This window comes from Paenibacillus sp. TY11, from assembly GCF_059772165.1.
In genome coordinates, this window is the sequence record NZ_JCBAIQ010000003.1 from 56,599 (window position 1) to 81,896 (window position 25,298).

At 44.9% G+C, this 25,298-nt stretch carries 25 protein-coding genes; 5 read left to right on the forward strand and 20 right to left on the reverse strand.

The window, feature by feature from the left end; all coding sequences use genetic code 11:
- Positions 1 to 53 precede the first annotated feature (53 nt).
- A complete protein-coding gene (locus AC6EJC_RS04495; protein WP_444952920.1) occupies positions 54 to 617 on the reverse strand; it encodes a GbsR/MarR family transcriptional regulator in 564 nt (187 codons plus the stop codon).
- Between the two features lie 514 nt (positions 618 to 1,131).
- On the opposite strand from AC6EJC_RS04495, the gene AC6EJC_RS04500 reads away from it, so the two are divergent.
- Together AC6EJC_RS04500 and AC6EJC_RS04505 are read left to right on the forward strand one after the other, a co-directional pair.
- The gene (locus tag AC6EJC_RS04500; RefSeq protein ID WP_444952921.1) at positions 1,132 to 2,358 is read left to right on the forward strand and encodes a quaternary amine ABC transporter ATP-binding protein; all 1,227 of its coding nucleotides are present in this window, start codon (positions 1,132 to 1,134) and stop codon (positions 2,356 to 2,358) included.
- On the forward strand, positions 2,333 to 4,927 hold the full coding sequence (locus AC6EJC_RS04505; protein ID WP_444952922.1) for a glycine betaine ABC transporter substrate-binding protein: 2,595 nt from the start codon (positions 2,333 to 2,335) through the stop codon (positions 4,925 to 4,927). The genes AC6EJC_RS04500 and AC6EJC_RS04505 overlap by 26 nt, the downstream gene beginning before the upstream one ends.
- Before the next feature lie 96 nt (positions 4,928 to 5,023).
- Here the strand turns inward: AC6EJC_RS04505 and AC6EJC_RS04510 are convergent, their stop codons facing one another.
- The 7 genes from AC6EJC_RS04510 to AC6EJC_RS04540 form a co-directional block, all read right to left on the reverse strand.
- Positions 5,024 to 6,247 carry an ABC transporter permease gene (locus AC6EJC_RS04510; protein WP_444952923.1) on the reverse strand — a complete coding sequence of 408 codons (1,224 nt, stop codon included), beginning with the start codon at positions 6,245 to 6,247 and terminating at the stop codon, positions 5,024 to 5,026.
- 1 nt (position 6,248) lies between these two features.
- Positions 6,249 to 7,613, reverse strand: a complete 1,365-nt coding sequence (locus tag AC6EJC_RS04515; protein ID WP_444952924.1) for an HlyD family secretion protein — start codon at positions 7,611 to 7,613, stop codon at positions 6,249 to 6,251.
- 23 nt (positions 7,614 to 7,636) lie between these two features.
- On the reverse strand, positions 7,637 to 8,221 hold the full coding sequence (locus AC6EJC_RS04520) for a TetR/AcrR family transcriptional regulator (protein WP_250243773.1): 585 nt from the start codon (positions 8,219 to 8,221) through the stop codon (positions 7,637 to 7,639).
- A gap of 263 nt (positions 8,222 to 8,484) precedes the next feature.
- Positions 8,485 to 9,852 (reverse strand): ABC transporter substrate-binding protein, encoded by a 1,368-nt coding sequence (locus AC6EJC_RS04525; protein ID WP_444952925.1) that lies wholly within the window; start codon positions 9,850 to 9,852, stop codon positions 8,485 to 8,487.
- Between the two features lie 167 nt (positions 9,853 to 10,019).
- A complete protein-coding gene (locus tag AC6EJC_RS04530) occupies positions 10,020 to 10,841 on the reverse strand; it encodes a carbohydrate ABC transporter permease (RefSeq protein ID WP_444952926.1) in 822 nt (273 codons plus the stop codon).
- Positions 10,838 to 11,803: a carbohydrate ABC transporter permease gene (locus tag AC6EJC_RS04535; RefSeq protein WP_444952927.1), complete on the reverse strand. Its 966-nt coding sequence runs from the start codon at positions 11,801 to 11,803 to the stop codon at positions 10,838 to 10,840. The genes AC6EJC_RS04530 and AC6EJC_RS04535 overlap by 4 nt, the downstream gene beginning before the upstream one ends.
- A gap of 326 nt (positions 11,804 to 12,129) precedes the next feature.
- Positions 12,130 to 12,279 carry a hypothetical protein gene (locus AC6EJC_RS04540; protein ID WP_444952928.1) on the reverse strand — a complete coding sequence of 50 codons (150 nt, stop codon included), beginning with the start codon at positions 12,277 to 12,279 and terminating at the stop codon, positions 12,130 to 12,132.
- Positions 12,280 to 12,573: 294 nt separating this feature from the next.
- Between AC6EJC_RS04540 and AC6EJC_RS04545 the strand changes: the two genes are divergently transcribed.
- A complete protein-coding gene (locus AC6EJC_RS04545; protein WP_444953174.1) occupies positions 12,574 to 12,753 on the forward strand; it encodes a polysaccharide deacetylase family protein in 180 nt (59 codons plus the stop codon).
- A gap of 566 nt (positions 12,754 to 13,319) precedes the next feature.
- Here the strand turns inward: AC6EJC_RS04545 and AC6EJC_RS04550 are convergent.
- The gene (locus tag AC6EJC_RS04550) at positions 13,320 to 13,613 is read right to left on the reverse strand and encodes a hypothetical protein (protein ID WP_444952929.1); all 294 of its coding nucleotides are present in this window, start codon (positions 13,611 to 13,613) and stop codon (positions 13,320 to 13,322) included.
- Between the two features lie 1,155 nt (positions 13,614 to 14,768).
- On the opposite strand from AC6EJC_RS04550, the gene AC6EJC_RS04555 reads away from it, so the two are divergent.
- On the forward strand, positions 14,769 to 15,557 hold the full coding sequence (locus tag AC6EJC_RS04555; protein WP_444952930.1) for a polysaccharide deacetylase family protein: 789 nt from the start codon (positions 14,769 to 14,771) through the stop codon (positions 15,555 to 15,557).
- A gap of 516 nt (positions 15,558 to 16,073) precedes the next feature.
- On the opposite strand, the gene AC6EJC_RS04560 is transcribed toward AC6EJC_RS04555, so the two are convergent.
- Positions 16,074 to 16,325, reverse strand: a complete 252-nt coding sequence (locus AC6EJC_RS04560; RefSeq protein ID WP_444952931.1) for a WGxxGxxG family protein — start codon at positions 16,323 to 16,325, stop codon at positions 16,074 to 16,076.
- A 183-nt stretch (positions 16,326 to 16,508) separates the two neighbouring features.
- Between AC6EJC_RS04560 and AC6EJC_RS04565 the strand changes: the two genes are divergently transcribed.
- Positions 16,509 to 17,027: a DUF3231 family protein gene (locus AC6EJC_RS04565; protein WP_444952932.1), complete on the forward strand. Its 519-nt coding sequence runs from the start codon at positions 16,509 to 16,511 to the stop codon at positions 17,025 to 17,027.
- Here AC6EJC_RS04565 and AC6EJC_RS04570 read toward each other — a convergent pair.
- The 10 genes from AC6EJC_RS04570 to AC6EJC_RS04615 form a co-directional block, all read right to left on the reverse strand.
- Positions 16,994 to 17,272: a phage terminase small subunit-related protein gene (locus AC6EJC_RS04570; RefSeq protein ID WP_444952933.1), complete on the reverse strand. Its 279-nt coding sequence runs from the start codon at positions 17,270 to 17,272 to the stop codon at positions 16,994 to 16,996. The genes AC6EJC_RS04565 and AC6EJC_RS04570 overlap by 34 nt on opposite strands.
- A 6-nt stretch (positions 17,273 to 17,278) precedes the next feature.
- Positions 17,279 to 18,289 carry an alpha/beta hydrolase gene (locus tag AC6EJC_RS04575; protein WP_444952934.1) on the reverse strand — a complete coding sequence of 337 codons (1,011 nt, stop codon included), beginning with the start codon at positions 18,287 to 18,289 and terminating at the stop codon, positions 17,279 to 17,281.
- Positions 18,286 to 18,915 (reverse strand): TetR/AcrR family transcriptional regulator, encoded by a 630-nt coding sequence (locus tag AC6EJC_RS04580; protein ID WP_444952935.1) that lies wholly within the window; start codon positions 18,913 to 18,915, stop codon positions 18,286 to 18,288. The genes AC6EJC_RS04575 and AC6EJC_RS04580 overlap by 4 nt, the downstream gene beginning before the upstream one ends.
- A gap of 989 nt (positions 18,916 to 19,904) precedes the next feature.
- Positions 19,905 to 21,533, reverse strand: coding sequence for a chaperonin GroEL (gene groL, locus AC6EJC_RS04585; RefSeq protein WP_013369880.1), 1,629 nt, complete (start codon positions 21,531 to 21,533; stop codon positions 19,905 to 19,907).
- A gap of 73 nt (positions 21,534 to 21,606) precedes the next feature.
- Complete coding sequence (gene groES, locus AC6EJC_RS04590) at positions 21,607 to 21,888, reverse strand: co-chaperone GroES (protein WP_007429271.1); 282 nt, start codon at positions 21,886 to 21,888, stop codon at positions 21,607 to 21,609.
- A gap of 334 nt (positions 21,889 to 22,222) precedes the next feature.
- On the reverse strand, positions 22,223 to 22,990 hold the full coding sequence (gene tatC, locus AC6EJC_RS04595; RefSeq protein WP_444952936.1) for a twin-arginine translocase subunit TatC: 768 nt from the start codon (positions 22,988 to 22,990) through the stop codon (positions 22,223 to 22,225).
- A 112-nt stretch (positions 22,991 to 23,102) separates the two neighbouring features.
- Complete coding sequence (locus AC6EJC_RS04600) at positions 23,103 to 23,354, reverse strand: twin-arginine translocase TatA/TatE family subunit (RefSeq protein ID WP_444952937.1); 252 nt, start codon at positions 23,352 to 23,354, stop codon at positions 23,103 to 23,105.
- Positions 23,355 to 23,457: 103 nt separating this feature from the next.
- A complete protein-coding gene (locus tag AC6EJC_RS04605) occupies positions 23,458 to 23,940 on the reverse strand; it encodes a MogA/MoaB family molybdenum cofactor biosynthesis protein (protein ID WP_013309212.1) in 483 nt (160 codons plus the stop codon).
- A gap of 113 nt (positions 23,941 to 24,053) precedes the next feature.
- The gene (gene moaC / locus AC6EJC_RS04610) at positions 24,054 to 24,542 is read right to left on the reverse strand and encodes a cyclic pyranopterin monophosphate synthase MoaC (protein ID WP_013309211.1); all 489 of its coding nucleotides are present in this window, start codon (positions 24,540 to 24,542) and stop codon (positions 24,054 to 24,056) included.
- 38 nt (positions 24,543 to 24,580) lie between these two features.
- Positions 24,581 to 25,234, reverse strand: a complete 654-nt coding sequence (locus AC6EJC_RS04615; protein WP_444952938.1) for a 5-formyltetrahydrofolate cyclo-ligase — start codon at positions 25,232 to 25,234, stop codon at positions 24,581 to 24,583.
- Between the last annotated feature and the right edge of the window lie 64 nt (positions 25,235 to 25,298).

Sequence of the window (25,298 nt, forward strand, 5' to 3'; positions counted from 1 at the left end):
CGGAAGTGCTTTTGCACTCCGGCATTTTTGTAGACAAGATAGGGAAATAGCGATTAATCCCGAACTTCTTCTTTCGGAATCAGCTTGTAAATTTCTTCGCTTTCCATAGAATCAATCAGTCGGTCTAGCCACTTGTAATAAGCTACGGCCTGCTTCATCTTCAAACGGTCTTGCTGAAGAACCGCCTTAAATTCCTCGTACTCTTCACCCTGGTCCATCAATCTGTTGAGCTCATCAATGGCTTTGCGCAGCACCAGTAAATTTGTTTCTACCGCTTTTCTCCATTTAATAGCGAAGAAGTCAGTGAATGTTTGATGCCAGTCATATTCGACTTCATACAAGTCCTTGCGTGAGCCTTTACTCCATACTTTGTTCACCATTTTCAGATCCAATAACGTTCGAACTCCTGTACTCATGCTCGTTTTGCTCATTTCCATTTCACGGCCCATCTCGTCCAGCGTCATCGGTTTATCCGCAAAAAAAAGCAAACCGTACAAATGCCCCGCAGACAGAGTGATCCCATACAGGTCCATGTTTTTACCTATAGCTTCTATAACACGTTTGCGAATTTTTTGCAGCGAAGCTTGCTGCTCATCACCTAACTGGTACAAGCTCATGCTTGCAACCTCCTAATTTTAGAGCATTTTGCACAACCTAGTATGAACGACTTACCCGTAAAGGATTAGCTTTGACGCAATATATGAAATCTTTCAATAATAAATGAAATGTTTCAAAAGCAAAGCTTCTGTCTATATTACAACAGCATGGTCGTTCAAAATCATAATTCGCAAAATTGCTAATGATAGTAGATTTTTAAAATTATGGATATACATAAATCTTTTTCTTATGGTTATATTTCATTGTCTATTTTAAAAAAAGCACTATCAGTTGTAAAGTTCCGAATGTTTGAGCATTCTAAAGAACGAAGGAGCATATTGAAGGAAACTTTGTACAGTTTTTTCTGTACGTACTTTACGAACAGTTTTTTTGTTTGAAATGTAAGCAATGATTCTGTTACAATTAATTTTGTCATTAACCGTTCAGGATGTTCAGAATTATGATTTTTATACTCAATCCTTAATGCAACATGGGGTTAATACCAAGCAAAGTATAGAAAGAAGAGGTGTATGTATGACGATTTTGGAAGTCAAAAATGTCAGCAAACTCTTTGGTCCTCACGCAGAGCAAGGTGTTCCGCTCCTGGAGCAAGGCTGGGGCAAGGAAAAGCTGGCCAAAGAAAAACAGATTACTGTTGGTGTCAATAAGGCCAACATGGAAATTAAGCAAGGTGAAATTTTCGTGATTATGGGACTATCGGGCAGTGGCAAGTCCACTTTGGTGCGAATGCTAAATCGCTTGATTGAGCCTACCTCCGGTGAAATTCTGGTTCACGGCAAAGATCTCCGTAAGATGAACAAAGAACAACTCCGCGAAGTTCGTCGTAAAACCATCAGCATGGTTTTTCAAAAGTTCGCCTTGTTCCCACATCGGACTGTATTGGAAAATGTAGAATACGGTCTTGAAATTCAAAAGGTAGAAAAAACACAACGTCAGGAAAAGGCGCAACAAGCGCTGGAATTGGTTGGTCTTAAAAACTGGGGCGATAAAATGCCTGATGAATTGAGTGGCGGTATGCAGCAGCGTGTCGGTCTGGCACGGGCGCTGGCTAATGACCCTGAAGTGCTTCTGATGGATGAAGCGTTCAGCGCATTGGACCCTCTCATTCGCCGTGACATGCAAGATGAGCTGCTGGAGCTTCAAGATAAAATGAAGAAAACGATTGTGTTTATCACCCATGATCTGGATGAAGCGCTGCGGATTGGTGACCGGATTGCATTGATGCGGGACGGGGCGGTTGTACAAATCGGTACACCGGAAGAAATTATGATCCAACCGGCTAACTCTTATGTAGCCCGCTTCGTCGAGGATGTGGATCTGTCCAAGGTATTGACGGCTGCTCATGTCATGCTTCGTCCAGAAACAATCACCTTGGATCGGGGTCCGCGTGTTGCTCTGGAATTGATGCGGGAGCGTGGGATTTCCAATCTGTTCGTCATTGACCGCACCAAAAAGCTACTGGGTGTTATTAACGCCGAGGATGCTGTTCATGCACTGCGCAACAATTTGAAGATTGAAGATATTTTGATAACTGACGGACCGCAGGTTGCTGCCGAGACTGTCATTAATGATTTGTTTGAAATTACAAGCTCGTCCAAGGTGCCGCTGGCTGTGGTCGATGACAAGCAGAAGTTGCTAGGCGTTATCGTCCGTGGAGCATTGCTCGGCGCACTTGGTGGAGATGTAACTACTACAACTAAGGAGGTGAATGCCCATGATACCGAAACTGCCAATCGCTGAGTGGATTCAATCCATTGTAGACTGGATGGGTATTCATCTGGCTGGATTGTTTAATGTTATTTCTTCCGTTATTGAAGCCGTAGTAGGCTTTTTCTCTGGCCTGTTCATGCTTCCGCACCCTCTGGTGTTCATCGTGATCATCGGGATTATTGCCTTTATGATCGGGCGGGTTCAGCTTACACTGTTTACTGTCATCGGCTTCTTGCTGATTGATAATCTCGGCTATTGGAGTGAAACGATGAATACGCTCGGACTGGTCATCACGTCTGCGCTCGTATCCATTGTTATCGGGATTCCAATCGGGATCTGGTGTGCATACAGTAAATCCGCGTCACGCATTATCACGCCTTTACTTGATTTTATGCAGACGATGCCTGCGTTCGTGTACTTGCTCCCAGCGGTTACCTTTTTCAGCTTGGGTGTTGTACCGGGTGTTATCGCATCTGTTATCTTTGCTATCCCCCCAACCATTCGCATGACAAACTTGGGGATTATGCAAGTATCGGGTGAGCTGATTGAAGCCTCTGATGCTTTCGGTTCAACATCGGCGCAAAAGCTTTTCAAAGTGCAGCTTCCTCTGGCATTGCCTACCTTAATGGCTGGTATTAACCAGACGATTATGCTGTCACTGTCCATGGTTGTTATTGCTTCCATGATCGGTGCGGAAGGCATCGGTGCTGTTGTGTACCGTGCTGTGACACAGCTGCAAATCGGTAAAGGTTTTGAAGCCGGCTTGGCTGTCGTCGTCCTGGCAATTGTGCTTGACCGTTTTACGCAAAACCTGTTTAAACCTACGCAAAGAGGCAAAAGCCGCGTATCCAGCAAGCAAAAAGTATGGATTACTTCTGCAGTTACAGCTGTCATTTTGATCGCTGGTGCATCCCAATATTTTGTTGGAACGGATCATTCCGCATCTGGCAAAGGTAACGCTGCTGCCAATCCGGTTGGCGAAGAGGTTAATTACAAAATTATCGGTATTGATGCCGGGGCAGGTATTATGAAATCGACTGCCAAAGCAATTGAGGACTATAATTTGTCTGATTGGAAGCTGGTAGAAGGTTCCGGTGCAGCCATGACGGCCACACTGGACAAAGCCATTAAAGCGAAAAAACCGATCATTATTACAGGTTGGACTCCTCACTGGATGTTCAACAAGTATGATCTTAAATATTTGGAAGATCCTAAAAAGTCTTATGGTGAAGCCGAGGGTATTCACACGATTGCCCGTAAAGGATTGCAGCAGGACGCTCCTATCGCTTATGAGTTTCTGAAACGTTTTAAATGGACACCAGAAGATATGGGTGAAATGATGGTCGCCATTCAAGCAGGAACCAGTCCTGAGCAAGCTGCCAAGGATTGGGCAGAGAAGCATGCCGATAAGGTTCAGGAATGGACTCAAGGACTGCAACCTGTCAATGGAGACACCTTCAAGCTGAGTTATGTGGCTTGGGATTCCGAAATTGCCAGTACGAATTTGCTCAATTATATTTTGGAAAACAAATTGGGCTACAAAGTAACCGCGCTGCAAGTTGAAGCAGGTCCTATGTGGACGGGTGTCGCCAGTGGTGATGTAGATGCCTCACCAGCTGCATGGCTGCCGTTAACACATGCGGATTACTGGGCTAAATACAAGGATAAGCTCGACGATCTTGGTGCTAATATGACTGGGGTTAAAACGGGGTTGGTTGTTCCAGCTTACATGAATGTTAAATCCATTGCGGAATTGCAGAATAACGGAGCTGCTTCGGCTCCAGCTTCCGCCGCTGCTGAGGACTTTGGCAAGGAGGTCGGCTATCGTATTGTCGGTACCGACCCTGGCGCCGGACTGATGAAGCTGACCGCTAAAGCTATTAATGACTACGGCTTGTCCGACTGGAAGCTGCTTGAAAGCTCTGGGGCTGCCATGACCGCTACACTGGATAAAGCAATCAAAGCCAAGCAGCCTATCGTCGTAACGGGTTGGACTCCTCACTGGATGTTTAACAAGTATGATTTGAAATACTTGAAAGACCCTAAAAAAGCGTATGGTGATAAGGAAGAAATCCATACGATTGCCCGCAAAGGCTTAAAGCAGGATGCTCCTGTGGCTTATGAATTTCTAAGCCGCTTCAAGTGGACTGCGGAAGATATGGGTGAAGTGATGATCGCGATTCAGGGCGGTACTGCCCCACAGCAAGCCGCCAAGAACTGGGCCGATAAGCATCCTGACAAGGTACAGGAATGGATCAAGGGCTTGCAGCCCGTCAACGGTGATCCTTTAAAACTGAGTTACGCTGCTTGGGATTCTGAAATTGCCAGTACGAACGTATTAAAGTATGTATTGGAGCAAAAATTGGGCTACAAAGTAACGGCCCTACAAGTGGAAATCGGCCCGATGTGGACCGGCGTGGCCGGCGGAAGTGTGGATGCTACCGCTGCCGCCTGGCTTCCATTGACGCATGCCGATTATTGGGCTCAATACAAGGATAAAGTAGATGACATCGGAATCAGCATGACTGGCGTTATGTCCGGACTTGTCGTTCCATCCTATGTGCCGATTGATTCTATTGAAGACCTAAAGACGCAATAATATTTATTCCGCTTTTATACAATACGAATAAGCAAAAGGCAGATCAGGTTTTACTCCTGATCTGCCTTTTTATTATATTCATAGTTAGAGTTGCTCTCAGCTTTTGAGCGTGAAACCTTCTTGAGCGGGCACATCGGCATGCTGCCCTGTCGTCTGATGCTGTCTAAAGAATAACGGATAGATGGCAAAGGACACCAGCAGACTCACACAGCCAATGACGCCCAGAGCAATCATATCCTTGAAGACGTATGTGATATCCAGTCCTTTGAGAGTAATGTTCCGTACAGCATCCAGGTAGTACGTCAGTGGCAATATTTCAGCAAGCCCCCGCAAGAAGCCGGGCATTGCTTCCAATGGCCACGTATAGCCTGACAGCATAAAGGAAGGAACAGCAATCAGCATCAGGGTTTGGGTCGCATCCACTCTAGTCTTGGAAAATAGACTGAATAGGAATCCTAATCCGCACAAAGCAAAGTTAAAGACCAGCGACACCAAAATCAACGGCAGTACCTGTCCCCTGAACGGAATATCGAAGCATAGAGCGCTGATACTGAATACAGTCAGCACATTGAAGGCTCCCGCCGCATAATACGGTGCCAGCTTGGCAATAGCCAAACGCCAAGGGGTATTTTTCCATGCGCCAAATCTTCCCCAAGTCCCTGCTTCCTTATCACGCGTGCATGACAACGCAATACCAAGCAGCAAACACTGCTGGAGAGCCGCAGAAATAACCCCTAATGGCATGAAAAGCTTATAATCATATACTGGGTTAAACAGCACTCTGGATCGGAACGGGATGGTACTCAGCGTCGAGGCGGCCTGATCGGCGTTCATTCCCTTTTGCTTCATGGAATTGACCGATACTCCGGCGCTCACGCTACTGATGACCTGATTAGCAATCCGGCTGGCGCTATTGGAATACATCATATTACTACCGTCAATCAGCGTAAGCACGGGTGGATTTTCCCCATGCTTAAGCCGAGTGGTGAAGTTGTCGGGAATGACGATTCCGACCTTAGCTTCCCCGGTCTCCACCTGACGGACTGCATCTTCCTGATTGGTCGCTTGCCGTGTCACGGCAAATGAGTCGGTCGAATCGAACGCTTGAATGATTTGGCGACTGAGCTGCGAATTATCTCCGTCATACACCGTGACAGGCATCTCGGTAATCCGCTGATGTGAATACAGGAAGCCGAACAGTATCGTATACACAATCGGCGTAATCAGCAGAATAGCCATAAAGCGGCGGTCCCGGAAGATGCTCAGCCATTCCTCGCGAAACACATCGCGGATACGAAGTCTTTCCTGTGGATCCTGCATATTACTGCGCCCCTTTGCCTGTAAACAGAACCGTAGAGCCCGTTGGAACCGAAGCAGCAAGATCCGGCAATGCTACCTTAACGCCGAAGGAACGGACATCCTTGTCACCGGAGCTTTGGCTCGGTTTTTGAATGGCAAAGTCAGCAGCAGATTCTAACAGAATTACTTTACCCTTCAGCTCCTTGCCGCCCGACAGCAATTTAATTTGGACCGTATCCCCTGCTTGAAGACCGTTCAGAGACGTTTCCGGTACATAGAATTTAGCCCAACGCTGTGTCGAAGTTTCAATGGTATAGACCGGGAACCCTGCGCTAGCCATTTCACCCAAGCTAAGCGACTTGGATTTTACTATTCCATCCTCGGACGCACGCAGCGTAGTGTAGCTCAAATAGGTCTGAGCTTCCTGAAGTGCGGCTTCCGCTTGGGCTACCTGTGCATTGGCACCTGCAACCGCAGATTGTGCCTGCTCAACCGTGGATTGCGCCGCCTTCACAGCGGATTGCGCTTGTTCTACCGAAGCCTGAGCGGCTTTGACATCTTCCTGCTGCAAAGCAACTTTACCTGCACCTGCCTGTGCTTCCTTCACCGCGGCCAATGCCTGACGGTACTGTGCTTCAGCCGCCGTAATTTCTTCCTTGCGGCTTCCCTCACGTACCATATTCAGTTGTTGAGAAGCAGAGTTGTACTTGGCTTCTGCCTGTTGATGGTCAAGCGTCGCTTGATCCAGTGACGCTTGTGTTGCTGCCCCGGCCTCTTGCAGCTTTTTGGCGCGCTCCAAATTTTTAACGGTCAGATCCAGTGTTTCTTTGGCTGCTTTCACAGCTACTTGCGCTTGCTCCAGCTCTTGTGGTCTTGCGCCGCTCTTGAGGGCGTCCAGCTTTGCTTTGGCTGCGCCCGCAGCCGCTTGTGCCTGTTCAATCTGGCTGGATGAAGCCTGTGCAGTCACGCCGACCGCTGTCGACCCCTGGCTCTTTTTGGCCTGAGCTGCGCTCACGGTAGCCTGTGCCTGGCCTACTCCTGCTTGAGCCTGCAACACACCGGCTTTTGCTTTGGATACATTACTCTTGGCTGCCAGCAATGCCGCCTGTGCCTGCTTCACTTTATCTTCCAGCTCACGACTTTCCAGATGGGCTAACACTTGCCCCTTTTTCACCTGATCGCCTTCTTTGACGAGCATCTGGTCAATCCGTCCTGCCATTTTAAAGCTGGCATTGAGCGTATCCGACTCCACATAAGCCGTAGGAATGGAAGAAGACTGATCCGCAGACAAGCTGCTTCCATCTCGTTGAAAAGCGGTCAAAGCATAAATTCCTACCGCGATTAAAACAATAAGTACGGCGAAAATCGTATATTTTTTAGCTTTCATGTTCTCATCACTCCACCTGTCTATTAATGTTGCATTCCCAGCGCGTTACATACAAATACTTCAATACTTTCGCGAACCTCCTGCAGATTCATAGTTTCGCCCCAAACCATCGACCGCATCGGAGCGAAAATGTAAATACCGAATAAGCAATTGGCCGTCGTTTTGGCATCCAGCTTACTTGAAATTTTCCCATGAAACTTACCGGAATCGATCTCTGCCTCCATAAAATCAAAATAGTCAGCCAGTACCTGCCTAATATTAAAATGCTGTTCCTGTGAGACCCATCCCTTACTGACCAGGAGACGGCAAAAGTCCGGCTCTCTCCCAATGAACTCAATATGTACTTGGATCAACTTGCGAACCCTAAGTTCTACCTGATCCATAGGAACCTGAGCCATCGCTTCATGGATATCCTGGACAAAACGCTCCATCCCCATTTTCAGAATGTAGATGTACAATTCTTGCTTGTTTTTAAAATTGTAATACAGGGTTCCCTTGGCTATGCCGCATACCTTGGCGATTTCCTCCATATTTGTTTCATTAAAGCCTCGTTCGGAAAAAGCTTTGAGTGCGCCATTAAAAATAATTTCCTTCGTCTGCTGTTTCATGCTTCCTCCTTTTTTGAACTGACCGTCCAGTACAAAAATTATGTATTTATTATAAGCCCATTTTTAGTTATCCAGCAATAGGAAATGTGCAAAAATGGCCATTTTAGACAGATCGTCTAAACGCTTATTCTAAAAGGGGAAATGAAAATGCAAAAACGGACCGAATAAGTGAGGGGGTCACTCATTCGATCCGTTATTTCATAAAATCGGCTGATAAGGGGGCGCATACTACGGTTTATCAGTCGATTTTAAGGGAAGGCCGACTATTTTTTCACAGTTTGATTGTATTGCGCAATTTTGCCTGTAATTTCTTGTGCGGCTTGATCCAGTGCCTGTTTTGGCTCTTGCTGACCACTCAGAACTGCCTCGATTGCACCTTCAACGATTTGACGCGCTTCTGGGAATACGCCCATCACTGCGCCTTGGGTAGCGGTGGATTGCGCCGATGCGTGCAATTGGTCAACCGCCGTCTGGAATTGCGGGTATTTTACCATATTGTCTTTGAGTACCTTCTCGTCATAGGCCGCTTTCGTGATCGGGAAGTACCCGGTATTCACACTCCATTGTGCCTGTACAGCTGGGGAAGCAACGAATTTAATGAACTCCCATGCTGCCTTTTGCTGGGCTTCAGGCTTGTTATTCATGATGTACAAGCTCGCGCCGCCTACAACCACACCGCCTTCTTTGGCTTCATTGGCTCTTGGCAGGAATCCTGTGCCTACTTCAAATTTATCGCCAACCTGCTCCACGATATTACGCAGCGAAGCGGTGGAATCCAGCGTCATAGCAATTTGTCCTGCGGAAAAAGCTTTTGCGGTATCGTCCGAGTTACGTCCCAGATTGGATACGACCTTCTCATCCATCATTTTCTTCCACCACGTCAGCGTTTTCACACCGGCATCGGAATTCAGCAGTGATGCCGTTGCCGCTTGATTGCGTCCATTGCCATTATTCACATAATCCGCGTTCTGATTGGCAAACAGTTGCTCCATAAACCAGCCGTAGATGGCAATGGATGCACCGGATTTACCATCCTTGCTCAAGGCTTTGGCAGCTTTTTCGAATTCATCATACGTTTTCGGAGGATTGGCCGGGTCAAGTCCCGCGGCTTTGAATGCATCCTTGTTATAGTATAAAATCGGGTTTGACGTATTGAACGGCATTGCGTTCAATTTACCATCAATCGTGTAGTATCGTGTAATATTCGGCTCAAGCTGCGACAGATCGAACTTGTCTGCATCAATAAATTGTTGTACGGGTGTGATCATTTTGGAGTCGATCATGAATTTACTACCGATTTCATATACCTGAATGATGTCCGGTCCACTGTCGGAACCAAGCGACGCTTTCAGCTTGTTCAAGCTGTCATCATATTTGCCTTGATATACTGGCTCTACCTGAATGTCCTTATGACTGGCGTTAAAGTCAGTAGCGATCTGCTTAATCGCTTTTTCACCGTTACCGGACATCGAATGCCACCAGGTCAGCTTCACTGGAGAACCGGCTGCTGCCCCTGCATCACTACCATTACTCGGCTTCTCTGCCGCTGTATTGTTGCTACAACCTGCTGCAACCACCATGGCAGTCAGAATAAGCAGGGTCAAAGCACTTTTCAGACGAAAAAATCTCATAATCTCTCTTCTCTCCCTTGGATTAAATGATTCTTGAATTGGCATTCTCTTACGAGATTTTTGTGTAGTAAAGCTCTGTATATAGGCTGCTTGCGCAGGTGTTGCTGTTCACTTGAAGGTAAATTCTCTTCAAACAATAGATAAGAAGCTTAATTGGGCATGTATGTTCAGCCTTTAAGTGCACCCGCTGCCATTCCACGTACCAACTGCTTTAGTCCAAAGATCAGCAGGAGCAGAGACGGTAAAATGACAAGTGCCGTACCCGCGAACACAAGATTCCATGAAGTCGATTCCTGAAATTCGAGCATGGATATTCCGATCTGTACCGTACGCATACTCTCGCTATTCGTGATCAGTAAAGGCCAGAGGTACGAATTGTACATGTTCAGGAACGAATACACAGCCAATGTTCCGAGCGCAGGCCGCGATAACGGAAGCACATGGAACAGAAAGTAACGGATATGTCCGCACCCATCCATACGAGCTGCCTCAAACAGTTCCTTTGGAAGCTGGAGAAAAAATTGCCTTAACAAGAATGTCCCGAATGCCGTCGCCAGAAAAGGGACCGTTAACCCTTGATACGTATCAAGCCAGTTCCAGCTCCGTACCGTCAGGTAGTTTGGAATAATGGTGACTTCCCAGGGGATCATCATCGTCGCTACAAACATGCTAAATACGAAGTTCTTTCCCTTGAATTCCATTTTGGCAAAGGCATAGGCCGCCAAGCTGGCTGTAATCAGCTGCCCAATCATGGTCAGACCCGAAATGAGAAATGTATTTCCAATAAAGGCTGCAATCGGAACGATTTCAAACACTTCAGTAAAATTGGCCATATGAAAGGAATGCGGGAAAAAGCTTGGTGGGTAAGCACTCGCTTCCTCTGGTGACATGACCGCCATAAAAAACGTATAAATAACCGGATATAAAATCAGAGCAGCTGCAATCGTAAGCAGCACATACAGCAATGTTGAATTCAGGTGTCGTTTCATTGGTAATGCACCTTTCTTTCCACCCATTTGAACTGAATCATCGTGAGCAGCAGAATGACGGCAAACAAGACAATGGCCTGCGCGCTCCCCGTTCCGAACCGGAAATTAACAAAAGCTTCGTGATATATGGAATACACGAAGACATTCGTACTGTTCACCGGACCGCCTTTGGTCAAAATGTTAATTTGAGCGAAAGACTGGAAGGCTCCAATGATGGAAACTACCGTCACAAAAAAGATCGTCGGCGATAACAGTGGCATGGAGATACGCCAGAACGTAACCAGCGGGCCAGCTCCGTCCATTTTGGCACTTTCATACATGTCATCTGGAATCCCTTGAAGTCCGCTCGATAAGATAATGTAATTGAAGCCAAGATTCATCCAGATGGTCATCATGGCTACTGAGAACAGCGCCCAATCCGGGCTGGTCAGCCACGGAACCGGATTAATATGTAGCAGGGAAAGCACATAGTTAAACATCCCCAGTGTCGGATGAAAAAGAAATTTCCAAATGACCGCAGATGAACCGACCGACAACACCATCGGCAGCGAAAAGGCAAACTGGAAGATACGCATTCCCCGTAGTTTACTATGTGTAAGTGCAGCCAGCACCAGCGCCAGTAAAATACCCACAGGTACCGTCAATAGCGCGAAAAGGAGCGTGACCTTAATCCCTTGTAGAAACTGTCCCGAGCTGAAAAGTGTAGCAAAGTTCTCTAACCCCACATAAGCTGCAACGTTTCCTGCAGGATCTGTAGAATGCAAGCTGAGATAAACAGACTTCATCATCGGGTAAAACATAAATACAGCAAACAAAATGAGCGATGGAGCCAAAAAGGTATACGCCAGCGCGTTTTCGCGCAGTCTTTGAATTTTTAGTGAACCCGTGCGTATGCGGGCTTTAGACGAAGCCCGTTGCTGCCCCCTCGTCCCCAGTCCCATAGATTTGTTAAGCTCACCCAAAACGGAACGCCCCTTTCTTTTCAAACCAACCTCAGTAAGTGTATCGTTTCGATGTAAAGGGAACATCAAGTGGACTGGAGTAAAATGTTAATGTTTTGTCTCTTTGTAAAAGCAACTCCCTATAGAGCGGCTCCTTATCGTTCCTATGCCTACAACAATGTTATTCTGCCGCTGATTCTGTACAATCTGCTGGTAACACTGTTGAGCTAACGTTTGATCCATTCAGTCAGAAGACAAAAAAACTCCAGCTTCGTAATATGCCGATGGTCGGCTGTTCACGAATTTGGAGGTTTAACGTATTTATTTTACATTTGATAAACGAAGGATTACATATGAAATGAATGATCACTTACCTCTATACCCGATTCCTGGCCCAGAACAGCTATAAAATACTCCAACGTGTCTGCATTCGGAAGATACATAAATACCTCACGCACATTCCGGTTCATCAGAATAACATTTTCGCTTGAATCCAATAAATCCTTTTCCAGCTTGGTCCGATGAAATATGATGATAGTTGATGAACTTCACCCATGAAGTACCGAAAGTGGAACAATAAAAAATCAGCCGTTTGGGCGTCACCGCCAGTATTTCACAGCACGGTGTGTCCTGCGGGCTTGGTTGCCATTCATTAGAAGAAGGGGAGGCGTGGGGCAAAAGCTGGTACAGAACAAGGCAACAGCCACATTTGTAGACAGTAATCGGTTATATTTCATTAGACATCTTCTCCATTCTGACGTTTTCTCACATTAACCTGCCAAGGTGTAGAAATACTCCCTGACATTGTGAAACGGGTACGAGAAGAAAGACATGAAGTCTGCAACCATACCTTTCATCATCCATCCTTACATCATATTTCACATAACAAAGCTCTGTCTGAATGGATCAGGGCTGGCCAGCATCGTTTAAGCAACGGGTACCGAAACCCATCTTTTCCGTCCACCGAGTAGTTCCTATACCGACTCGCTCGTCAAATCATCTAAAAAAGGACTGAAAAATGATTTTATGGTCTTACCATCATGTACTTCGTAATGCTCGTAACAGTGACATCGTCCTCATGCACGATTATGTACATCAAAGTACATAAATCGTGATGCTTTAAAAATCATTTTACCTGAGCTGAAAAAAGATGCTTTACCTTCGTTACCGTATCCGAGCTGCTTGCCAATCGCAAGAAGCTCGAAAAACTTATTGAGGTGAATAAGTAGCTGGATGAGGGTGGGATTTGTAAGATCGTAAAAAAGGCTTCCCAGAGTTTATTTAACTTGGAGGAAGCCTTTTCTGTTTCTCACTTATAAATAGAATAATAAGAAAAAATACAACAAATTATTAAATTAATATGTTTGTAATTGTGAGCTTGCTGAACTGTTGTTAACATATAAAAATAATTTGTATGTAGAGCTAAAGTAACCATTTATTTTAACCCAAGTAAATGTAAAGGTTGCACGAGCAGGTCTTGAGTCAGTCTGTTTAGGTTGATCAACAACCAAATTTTCTCCACTTGAGTATCCCCCAATTATATCAACATAAGGATCATAAGCGTATAACCAGTTCCTCCTGAGGCATATCCCCCTGAAACATCATTTGGAGTAACAACATTTTCTTCCTTTATTTTCGCGTTTGTAAGATCTATTGTTGACTGAATTACGGAACCATCAGGAAATGTGGTTCTTTGTATTTTCAAACCATCCGATGACTCTATTTCACTTGTAATACCAGTACCTTTTTTTTCTGGATTGTCAGAATGAGGAAGTTCCCCTGCCTTAATCTTTTCTATTAGGCTTTGTTGTACTTCTTCAGAAAGACCCAAATCATTTAAATGATCAGATATCTTATCTTAATCCTGACTTGGAAATGTAACAGAAGGGACCTCACTTGCAAAACTCTAACGGGTGCCACTGAAAGTAAAAGAGAAGCGTACAATATTGCAGATGCTACAACTTTTTTCATGTTCTTCCTCCTATAATATGGTATGATACTGTCGAAGATTAACATATTATAGATTTATATGTAGAATTCACTTAAAGATTGGAGAATATTTTATGTTTGACAAATTATTTCTTCATGAAATATCTATACTTTTTCTCTTAGGAAGTGAAATACTGCTCTTAATTTTTGCGCTCATTTTTATCATTAACATTTTCAAAAAAAACAAAGCTATGCATCGATTGGATGAGATTTTGGCAGAAACAACCCAACTAACAAAATCGCAGTAAGGAGAGGATTCTAATAGGGACCTGGACTATATCTGTAACCATGATCTACTGGTTCTGCTTTATTCATATTTTTATATGTTCATGTGCGTTGATCTACCTCTTTAAAATAAGAAAAACAAATAAATTATTCCATAGAAAAATAGAATTGCTCAGTAAGCATTTAGAAATACTAAAAGAGCAGCTAGACAAAAAATATTAAGTTCCAGAGAGGTTATTAATATTAGACACTATTCGGCTACCTTGAAAAGCTAACTGAGTTGTCTTGAGGAATATATAATCTTTTTCAACAAAATCACCAAAAAATGCCTCTCACAAGTTCAATGAACTCATGAGAGGCATTGATCTACTTCAGAGTGATCAAACAAGGTTATCTTTAAGCGGAAATTCCCTTATTACATCATGCCACCCTCTTAGATTTAGTCTCATCAATCACCGCAATTAATCTTATGACCTGTTCTATAGCTTGTTTCCTTCCCTTTACCAAAATTTTAATTACTACATTCGTTCTCGTTCTACGAAATTATGATTTTTCAGTGTGACCTTTTGTGATTTTAAAATATCGTATTGATCCCACAGCAAATCGGTCTCATCAACAGCTTCTTTACAATTTTTTATTGAGGTATACAAAGTAGCCACAATTCTCTTCCTGAGGTCTAATATGCCAAAGATAAATTTCAGAAACGAGGAATGGCATACGCTTCTTCTTGGCAAGCTAATGTGAGAATACGTAAGAACGGAGAAGAAGCCTGATGAAATATAACCGTTTGCTGTCCGCTGGAATCGTTGTTTCTTTGCTGTGTGTCAGCTCTTGCCCCACTCCATATACGAATGCACAAGCTACATCATATGCCTCCCCTGCTCCTACAAAGGGAAGAGCCTATTACGAAGAACGGGGCGACATTGTATGGGAAGTTCCTACCCATCGTAAGCTTATCGCTCTCACATTCGACGACGGACCGGACGAAAGCAATACGCCTGCCATTTTGGATTTACTTAAAGAATATGATGCTAAAGCGACATTTTTTGTCGTCGGCAGTCGTGTAGAAAAGCTTCCACATCTTGTAAAGCGGGAACGAGAAGAAGGACATGAAGTTGGCAACCATACCTTCCTTCATTCATCCTTTCAGTATATTTCCCGTAACAAAGCTCTGTCCGAATTGGATCAAGGCCAGGCGAGCATCGTTCAAGCAACTGGTGCAGGAACGCATCTTTTTAGGCCCCCCGGCGGCTCCTATACCGATTCGCTCGTTAAGCTCTCCAAGGAGAAAGGGTTGAAAATCATTTTATGGTCCTGGCATCAGGACACCCTAGATTGGCGAAAACCCGGTGTACAACGTATCGCTAATAGAGTGCTTCGCAACGCCCGTAACGGCGACATTGTCCTCATGCACGATTATGTACATCAAAGTATACAAACCGTTGAAGCCCTGAAAATCATTTTACCTGAGCTCAAGAAGAGAGGATTTACCTTCGTCACTGTATCCGAATTACTCTCCAACCGAGAAAAACCAGATGGGCTGATTGAAGTAAATAAGTAGTAGATAGATACCAAAAGACTCCGCCAAACTTACTCACCGACGGAGTCTAATATACTATATGTATCAACTAAACTCTAAAGATCGAGCACCGGTACATTACCTTCCAGCCAGTTTAGCTGACTGTCTACCATAAACTGAACAGAACCATGAAGTTACATGGTTTATCAGCAGCCCCTTCTAAACCATTCATTCTGGGAAAGAGACCTAAGCATCTTTAAAGACAAATCGGGCTGGTTCACTTCCATATTCAGCTACTTTGCGGATATAACCAGGAGACGCATTTGCCATCCACATACCCGCCATCGTATGAACAAGAATCTGTTTCAAAAAAGCCTAGCTTACCTGCTGAAAATGCTGTCAACAGCCGCTTGATGATATTTATAAATAGAAAGTAACCTCCAATACTTCATGCTACAAAAATAGTTACCACTCTGAAAAGCACAGCACAACAAAATCCTCGCCGGCCAGTTAAGGTCAGCGGGGATTTTTAAGGTATTTTCGAGTTGTTATTTACGATTATCTTTTTCCAACATTGCGGTTATCACCGTCGCGACGTCTTAAACCTGCCAATCCAATTAACCCCAAAAGACCAAGCCATCCCCAATTATCATTATCATCATCATCGTTATTATTAGTAGTCTGCATTTGTGTTGTACCATTGTCGTTTGTGCCCATATTTGTTCCATTGTTTTCAGCAAATGCTACTGCCGCTCCAAAACATGAAATCATTAATGCAACAACGACCATTATCTTCAATTTTTTTAACATACCTAAACCACTCCTCTAAGTTGTGTTTGCAATCAATTCTTTAATGAATTTAGTATGCCCAGTAGAACTTAATTCGTATACATTATTTGTAATGACAGTTTTGCTCTTACCTTCACATTAAATCTTCACTACTGGGAATCATAAATTTGTACATCAAAAAATAAACAAGGAGTGATTTTTACAATGGGTATCCTAAGTGGGAATCCAAAAGACGAGCCCATGCACTACGGAGAAATTTATAGTGTGTGGCAGTTTTCTGCATTAGCAAAGGGCAGCGTTTCATTTTACCAGGCATTTTTAAACCACGCAGGAGACAAAGAACTCAAAAAAATACTGGATGATCTTATTGATCAAGCTAAACTGGAAATCAAAGAATGCGACACATTGCTTACTGATAATGGTATTGCTCCAGCCCCTACTATGCCTGAAAGACCGCCTGTGAAACTTGAGGATATCCCGGCTGGTGCAAGGTTTACTGATCCCGAAATAGCAGCTAAAATCGCATTAGATACCTCTATGGGATTGACATCTTGCAGCCAAGCTATGGGTCAATCCATTAGAGAAGACATCGGGGCTTTATTTGCGAAATATCATCTCACTAAGACTGCTTTGGGAGTTCGTATTTTACAAATGAACAAAGAAAAGGGTTGGCTGATACCTCCCCCTCTTCAATTAAAACGACCAGAACCTGTTAAAGCATAAATTTCTGTACGTTTCTTCAACACACTGGTCCTTAGATTAGATTCTTCAACAAAAATCCCCGCTAACCTTAACTGATCGGCGGGGATTGGAAATTTACGGATTCTACTTTCAAGAACAGAAAGAGCGGCGGCGATGTCCTTTAGCTTCATCTCTCCGCCGCTCTCCATCCACATCTGTTTTGCCTTGTCCTGCTCGGGACTGCGTTCTCTTGCCCTGTTACACAATCCCCCTAGCCATTCGTTCAAAAGCTTTTAATTGCTCCTACTAGTTGGCTCTCTTGATTGAATTTGTTTTCCTACATGCTCATCCAAAAAGCGATCTACTCTTTGGAAATATTCAGTAGGGTAATGGTTGACGGCATCGATGTGCTCCGTATTTTGCGGGTACCATACTTCTGCACTTGGGTTATCTTTTAAGGACTCGTAAATAATTTCTGTATTTTTATAACTAATTTGCTGATCTCCAGTACCATGAATGAGCATAACTGGCTTGTCTTGCATCTTTTTTACCGCATCCATAGGAGATATGGAATCAAGATCAACCTTAAAGACCCAATTTGCCATCCATGTCGATGTATAACTGAATGGAAACGCAGGTAACCCTGAAAAGAAGGGCAAACCCTCTCTCAAAAATAGACCAGCATTGCGAAAAGGGCTATCCGCAATTACGGCTTTGATGTCATCAGTTTCACTTGCGGCTAGCAAAGAAGTAGCAGCCCCCATTGAAAAGCCGATAACTCCAATGTTATCACCCGTATGGTCTCTGGATTTTAAATAGCTTACAGCTCCTAGCAAATCGTATTTTTCATTGAGGCCCAGTGTAATCAAATCACCATCGGATTTACCTTGCGAGCTAAGGTCAAATGCCAATACATTGTAGCCTTTGGGAACAAAATGCTCTACTAACTTTTGGGTCCGCCCTTTGACTAAACGATTGCTCGTATATCCATGGACGACAATAATCGTCTTATTATTTGCTTTACCAGAAAGACCACTTGCAGGAAAGAAAGAACCTCTAATCGTATTATCATTTTTCAAACTCTTGAACTCGACCTCTTCATAGGGAGTTTTATCGATATTCAATCCGTAGCTGACATTAGTGTCTCTAGGATGGTGCAACAAGGTGTCTACTACTTTATAAGATATAAAAAATACAAGAGCCATTACAAGCAAAAGCACGATTCCTAGGCTCCATAAAATTTTCTTCCGTTTTTTCACACGAACGTTAAATGTCAGATCGGGTTGTAATGATGTTTGACTCATTCAGACTCCTCCAGTTTTTCTTTAGGTTGTATGGGTGCGAACAAATAAAAGGCATGCCCCTTCAGATTTTCCCACTCGGGATGATGAATAATACTTTCTCCAAGAGTTAAGCCCACTCCATTTAAAAAAGAGATATAGGCACGAGAGATCATTGCTGGAGAAAAGCTTTTGTTGAATTCTCCCATTAACTGTCCCTTGGCATAGACGCATTCGATCGCATCTGTCATTACCTTTATACTTTCAAGGACCTTCTGTGTAAGTTCAGGGAATCTTATTCGCTGTCCTAAGACAGATTGAGCAAGCCGCAATTCATTTGTATAGAAGTAGATATGGTTGAATTGTTCTTCCACCATGTTCTTAATCAATACGCCCGGCGTCCCCTCTTGTTGTAGACAAGCAAGCGATTTCACCTGAATATCAGCAAGCGGCTCAAGGACAGCGGCGTAGAATAAAGCTTCTTTGCTAGGGAAATATTGAAAAATGGTTCCAGGAGTCACTCCCACACTCTGCGCAATGATAGCCGTTGTGGTAGTAGAATATCCACTTTCTGCGAACAGGACAACAGCCTCTTTTAGGATACGTTTACGCCGCTCCAGTCTTTTTTCTTCATTGATGGGTCTTGCCAAATGTATTCCCCTCTCTTTAAACTAAACTTTAATTAATTAAATGATTGGTTATTTAATTAATAATATATCTTTAATTACGACTTAAAGCAAGGGTAAAATTTATCTTACTTACGAGCAGAATGAAACTCAACAAATAAAAACAGGCCGGAGTGCTGCCCAGCATGCGCCTCCGGCAACAGAAGCTCCCACCAGCATATGTTGCAAGAGCTTCTACAATAATTGATTCACGCGAACATCTCACCAATGACAAGTTAACTTAAGCCTCACTACGATGTAGTAGTGCGTCATGTTGTTCGGTGTCTGTTCCCATTGTGCTTATCCCTCGACTTTCCGTTATGATGGAATGCGAGATAGCGGATGTCTGGAAAATGCCACGCGTGGCGAGCCGCTATCTCAGCAGTGGATACCCTGGATTGATGGAGGAACGTTAGTGCATCCCTCTTTTAATTTATCTGGGCATAAGAAAAAACCACCCAATGATAGATAGGTGGTCTCATAAATCATCATTTTCAATTGGTAAAAGGAGCTGTCTTCTCCCAGTACCGATCAGCTTCTGAAAGGTGATTTATAACATCATTTGTAACACTAAGGTAGATATTTTCACGGGACTTAGACTCGTCATAACGAAACCAATTTCCGTTGTTGAGTCTCATACGATTATCAGGATGTAAATCATGTGCCGTAACTTTGTTAGGAGGTATCTTCTCCCCCCAATAACATGTGAATCCCTCTGAAGAGCAAACTGCGATTTCAATAACAAACTGTTTCCTTTAAAGAACTGATCATAGTGGCTCTTTTAATTGACATACCGGACCTCTATTCGTTTAAGTGTTAAGCCAATTATAAACTATTGATGATTTAAACTGTTGGCCAAACCATCAAAGCAACACTGGCTTAATTCCAGTAGCTTCCTGGTGTGATTTTATAGAAAAGGGCTCCCTCTCGGGAGCCCTTTAAATAGCGGTATTACAGGGTTTTTGGACCCTTTGTTACATCATGCCGCCCATTCCACCCATGCCGCCCATGTCAGGCATTGCAGCCTTTTCTGGTTCTGGCTTGTCGGCGATAACCGCTTCGGTAGTCAGGAACATAGCCGCTACGGATGCAGCGTTTTGCAATGCATAACGAGTTACTTTCGCAGGGTCTACAATACCAGCTTCGATCATGTTTACCCAGTCGCCAGTAGCTGCGTTAAAGCCTACGCCAACTTCTTCGCGTTTCAGACGCTCAACGATTACAGATCCTTCTTCACCTGCGTTAGCAGCGATGGTGCGGATTGGGGCTTCCAGAGCGCGCAACACGATGTTAACACCTGTTTGCTCGTCTCCTTGCAATTCAACAGCTGCAACTGCTTTGTATACGTTCAGGAGCGCTACGCCACCACCGGATACGATACCTTCTTCAACCGCAGCACGGGTTGCGTTCAGGGCATCTTCGATGCGCAGTTTGCGTTCTTTCAATTCTGTTTCAGTAGCCGCACCGACTTTGATCACTGCTACACCGCCGGACAATTTAGCCAGACGCTCTTGCAGTTTCTCTTTGTCGAACTCGGAAGTGGTTTCTTCCAGTTGCGTACGGATTTGGCTAACACGAGCGTCGATGTCGGCTTTGTTTCCAGCGCCGTCAACCACAATCGTATTTTCTTTTGTGATACGCACTTGACGTGCTGTACCCAGTTGGTCTACGGAAGCTGTTTTCAGGTCCAGACCCAGTTCTTCCGTGATGACTTGACCGCCTGTCAGGGCAGCGATATCTTGCAGCATTGCTTTACGACGGTCACCAAAGCCTGGAGCTTTAACAGCTACAGCATTGAATGTACCACGCAGTTTGTTAACAACGAGCATGGCCAGCGCTTCGCCTTCGATGTCTTCAGCGATCAGAACGAGTGGCTTGCCTTGTTGTACAATTTTTTCAAGCAACGGCAAAATTTCTTGTGTATTTGTAATTTTTTTGTCTGTGATCAGGATATACGGATTGTCCAGTACAGCTTCCATTTTGTCCGTATCTGTAATCATGTACGGGGAAATGTAGCCACGGTCAAACTGCATACCTTCAACCACTTCCAGCTCTGTTGCAAAACCGCGGGATTCTTCAACCGTGATTACACCGTCTTTGCCCACTTTTTCCATAGCTTCAGCGATCAGTTCGCCTACTTCATCATCAGCAGCGGAAATACCGGCTACTTGAGCAATGGATTGTTTGCTTTCGATTGGTTTGGAGATGGCTTGCAGTTCAGCAACAGCTGCTTTAACCGCTTTGTCGATCCCTTTACGGATACCGATTGGGCTTGCACCAGCAGTTACGTTTTTCAAACCTTCTGTGATGAGGGCTTGAGCCAAAACAGTAGCAGTAGTAGTACCGTCACCAGCTACATCGTTAGTTTTGGTTGCTACTTCTTTAACCAGTTGAGCGCCCATGTTTTCGAACGCGTCTTCCAGCTCGATTTCTTTTGCAATCGTTACACCGTCATTGGTGATGAGCGGGCTACCGAATTTTTTCTCCAGTACAACGTTACGGCCTTTCGGTCCGAGTGTTACTTTAACAGCGTTAGCCAATGCGTCTACCCCGCGCAGCATGGAGCGGCGAGCGTCTTCACTGAATTTAATGTCTTTAGCCATTTGTGATAAACCTCCCTATGGATTATGAATGATTTGTTTCGATTCCTATATTCAGGTCTTGTCCGGGTTCCGGTTAACCGATGATCGCGTGGATATCGCTTTCTTTCATAATCAAATATTCTTTACCTTCATATTTGATTTCCGTTCCAGCGTATTTAGAGAAAATGACACGGTCGCCTTCTTTTACTTCCAGAGGAATACGGGCACCGTCTTTCAATGCGCCTGCGCCAACCGCGATAATTTTGCCTTCTTGCGGCTTTTCCTTGGCAGAGTCAGGAAGTACGATCCCGAAGGAAGTCGTTGTCTCTTGCTCAATTGCTTCCACCAATACGCGTTCACCCAAAGGTTTGATCATGAAAAAATAGCCTCCTTATTAAGTGTTTTATTCTGTAATTTGGTTGTTATGTTGTATGTATTAGCACTCGACAGTCGTCAGTGCTAACAACCAACTTTATGATACTCAACTTGAGATTGAATTTCAAGTCCCTAATGTATTTTTTATGGGAATTTTTATGGACAGCCCTTCTCGATTATATCCATCTATCTTAAAAATAACCGTTGCCTCAAGGCTAATGGTTATTTTTAAGGCAGCTAAGCTGCTCTATATACGCTGTTCATCATCTGCAAGTTGCCATGTAGCTAGCGGATCCGAATAAATCATTTACTAAGCCAATTCAGGTCCTGCCTTATTATTCCGCAGCTATACGCAATTTGGCCTCCCGTTCCTCCTGTGCACGCAGTTGCCTGCGGTACACGACCGATGACAAATATACGCTCACTTCATACAATACCAGTAACGGAATCGCCACCAAAAAATCGGATATAAAATCCGGCGGGGTGATAACAACCGCGACAAAAACAAGCAGAAAATAAGAAATTTTCCGCCATTTGCGAAGCCTCATCGGAGTTAATACACGAATCCCCGTCAGAAACATGATAAGCAGGGGGAGTTCAAACAGTAGCGCTACAGGCAGCACAATATTAAACATAAAGGTGAAATATTGTGCGATACCGTACGTTTCCTGCAATCCCATACTTTTGGTGACGGACGACGTAAACTGAATCGCCATCGGGAAAATAATGAAATAGGCAAAAGCTGTCCCAATGATGAACAAAAGCAGCACATAAGGCACATACCGCAAAGTCGCACTCCGTTCTTGCGGCCTTAATCCGGGGCTGACAAACTTCCACAGTTGGTAGCAGGCAAACGGTAGCGCCACCGCAATCCCAATGATCATAGCGATCTTCATGTAGATACCAATCCCGTCCCAAAAGGAAAACGCGTTTAACTGAAAAGCTTGCGCCGAACCGGAGCGAATAAGCCAGTCATAGACAGAACCCGCCGCGAACAGACCACCAGCCAGTGCCAATACAAATACAATTAGCACATAGATAATTCTGCGGCGAAGCTCACCCAGATGTTCCATTAACGGCATTTCATGCTCTGATGGTGTCAAGTCCATTCCTCCTTTCTGAACGGAACGCAGCAGCGCCTCCTAAAAAATAAAGCCCTTCACTGAAGAAGAGGCTCTTGTTCATTGTACAAGCATGAAGAATTAATAACTAAATCTATGACAAGCGTTTATCTTCAGACTGAGGCTGAACTTCTGAAGACGTCGTTTGCGATGCTTTGACCACGCTATCTTTGCTGTCTTTACGCTCAGTCCGTTCATCTTCAGATAAAATATCGCGTGCCCCGTTTTTAAACTCACGGAATGTACGCCCTACAGCTCGACCCAGCTCAGGCAGCTTGTTCGGACCAAATAGCAGCAGCGCCAGAATAATCAACAAAATATAACCCGGTGCTCCAATATTGGGCATGTGTAGTAATCCTCCTTATGTTGACGGACAAAATAAGAACCTTCGCCCGTATATGGCCTTATAAATTCTTACAGGTATCATACCACACACGATGTGCTGCCTTCTACCGGAACTGGCCTGTCACCATAAGCAACGCTTCCGGGAGTTGATCCATAATCGCCGCCAAATTTTCATGCACACCTTTGGGCGTTCCTGGCAAATTGACGATCAGTGTACGTCCGCGTATCCCCACAATTCCACGGAATAGCATGGCCGCCGGATTTTTCTGCATCACGATCATTCTCATGGCTTCCGCCATGCCTGGCACTTCCCGTTCCACGACCCGCCGAGTCGCCTCGGGTGTCACATCACGGATCGCCAGCTCGGTTCCGCCCGTAGTTAGCACCAGGTCTGCATGAAAATAGTCAGTCATTTCGATTAAAGCTGCAATAATTTCATCCGGTTCATCGGGAACGATCCGGTATTCTACAATCTCTCCGCCCAGTTCTTCTTCGATGAGTTCCCGGATGACCTGTGCGCTTGTATCCTCACGCTCTCCCCTTGCCCCTTTATCACTGGCTGTCAGGATCGCCGTTTTCCACACCATAAGATCACCCTTCTCCTATCATGAAAGAATACTTTCTCTTCTGAAAATCAGAAACAGCCACGCTGCATCCTCCATCACATCACAGTACCCTCTCGGCGACAATGTTGTCTATGTCAAGGTTCCCGGTGGTCCTCCCTTTGAAAATCCCCATGCTTGCCACCTGTTTTCGATTGCAGCATGGTAGGGCCGATGATCATATCTTTTTGCAGCGCCTTGCACATATCATACACGGTTAACGCTGCGGCTGAAGCCGCTGTCAAAGCTTCCATTTCTACACCTGTCTTGCCCTCAGTCTTCACTTCAACTTCAATGTGAAGCACATCATGTCCATTATCAGAAAAAGTAATGTTCACGCCTGTCAGGGCCAGCGGATGACACATCGGAATCCAGTCCGATGTTTTTTTCGCGCCTTGAATCCCTGCGACCTGGGCCACAGCAAGAACATCGCCCTTGCCGATTCTTCCTTCTTTTACAGCCGTCAATGTAGCCGGGTTCATCGTAATCTGAGTCACGGCGACTGCTGTACGAATCGTAGACGTTTTACCCGAAATATCTACCATACGAGCCCGTCCCTGTTCGTTAAAATGAGTAAAGGAATCCACGACTCCCTCACAGCTCCTTTCACATACCCAACTTTGCTTCATTCATCATTAGTCGATTTTGCATGATCACAATCTAAGGGCCCTTCTGGAGTAAACAGCACGTCCACTCGCAAATCCCTTGGCTCCATGGGCACCTGCTCCAGCAATTGTCCCGGCAGCAGCAGCGAGACATAAAGCGGACCCGCGCAGCCGTTGTTACGCTTCTCTGCCTCTACCTGTACGGTAAAGCGGTCATAGTAGCCTCCGCCGTAGCCGATCCTGCCCCCACGACGATCAAAGGCCAAGCCTGGCACAACAACCCAGTCGATTCCCGCCCACATTTCAGGCGACCATTCCTCGCATGTGGGCGCAGGCTCAGGGATGTTCCATATACCGGGCACAATATCCCCGTGCAGATCCATCTCCCTCAGCTCCATGGTCCGGGTTACCGGGTTCACTCTTGGAGCCAGGACACGATCTCCCTGTGACCAGCAATGCTCAATGAGGGGGGTCGTCGAAATCTCGCTGCCAAAAGAGAGATAGCTAAATAATGTTAGCTTATCCCCGTTTCTGTCTATTCTAAGCTGCTCCCATGCCTCGATTGCATGCCGACAGGCCACAGCCGATGCCTTCTGCCTTGTCAGCGGGTCCATGGAGTCCCGCGCTTCCCGTTGCTGCAAGCGCAGCGCGTTCTTCACATTATAGACATCCATACATCCGCCCTCCCGCACAATCTTCGATAATGATTTAAAACGTTACTATTGGTTCATTTGTCAG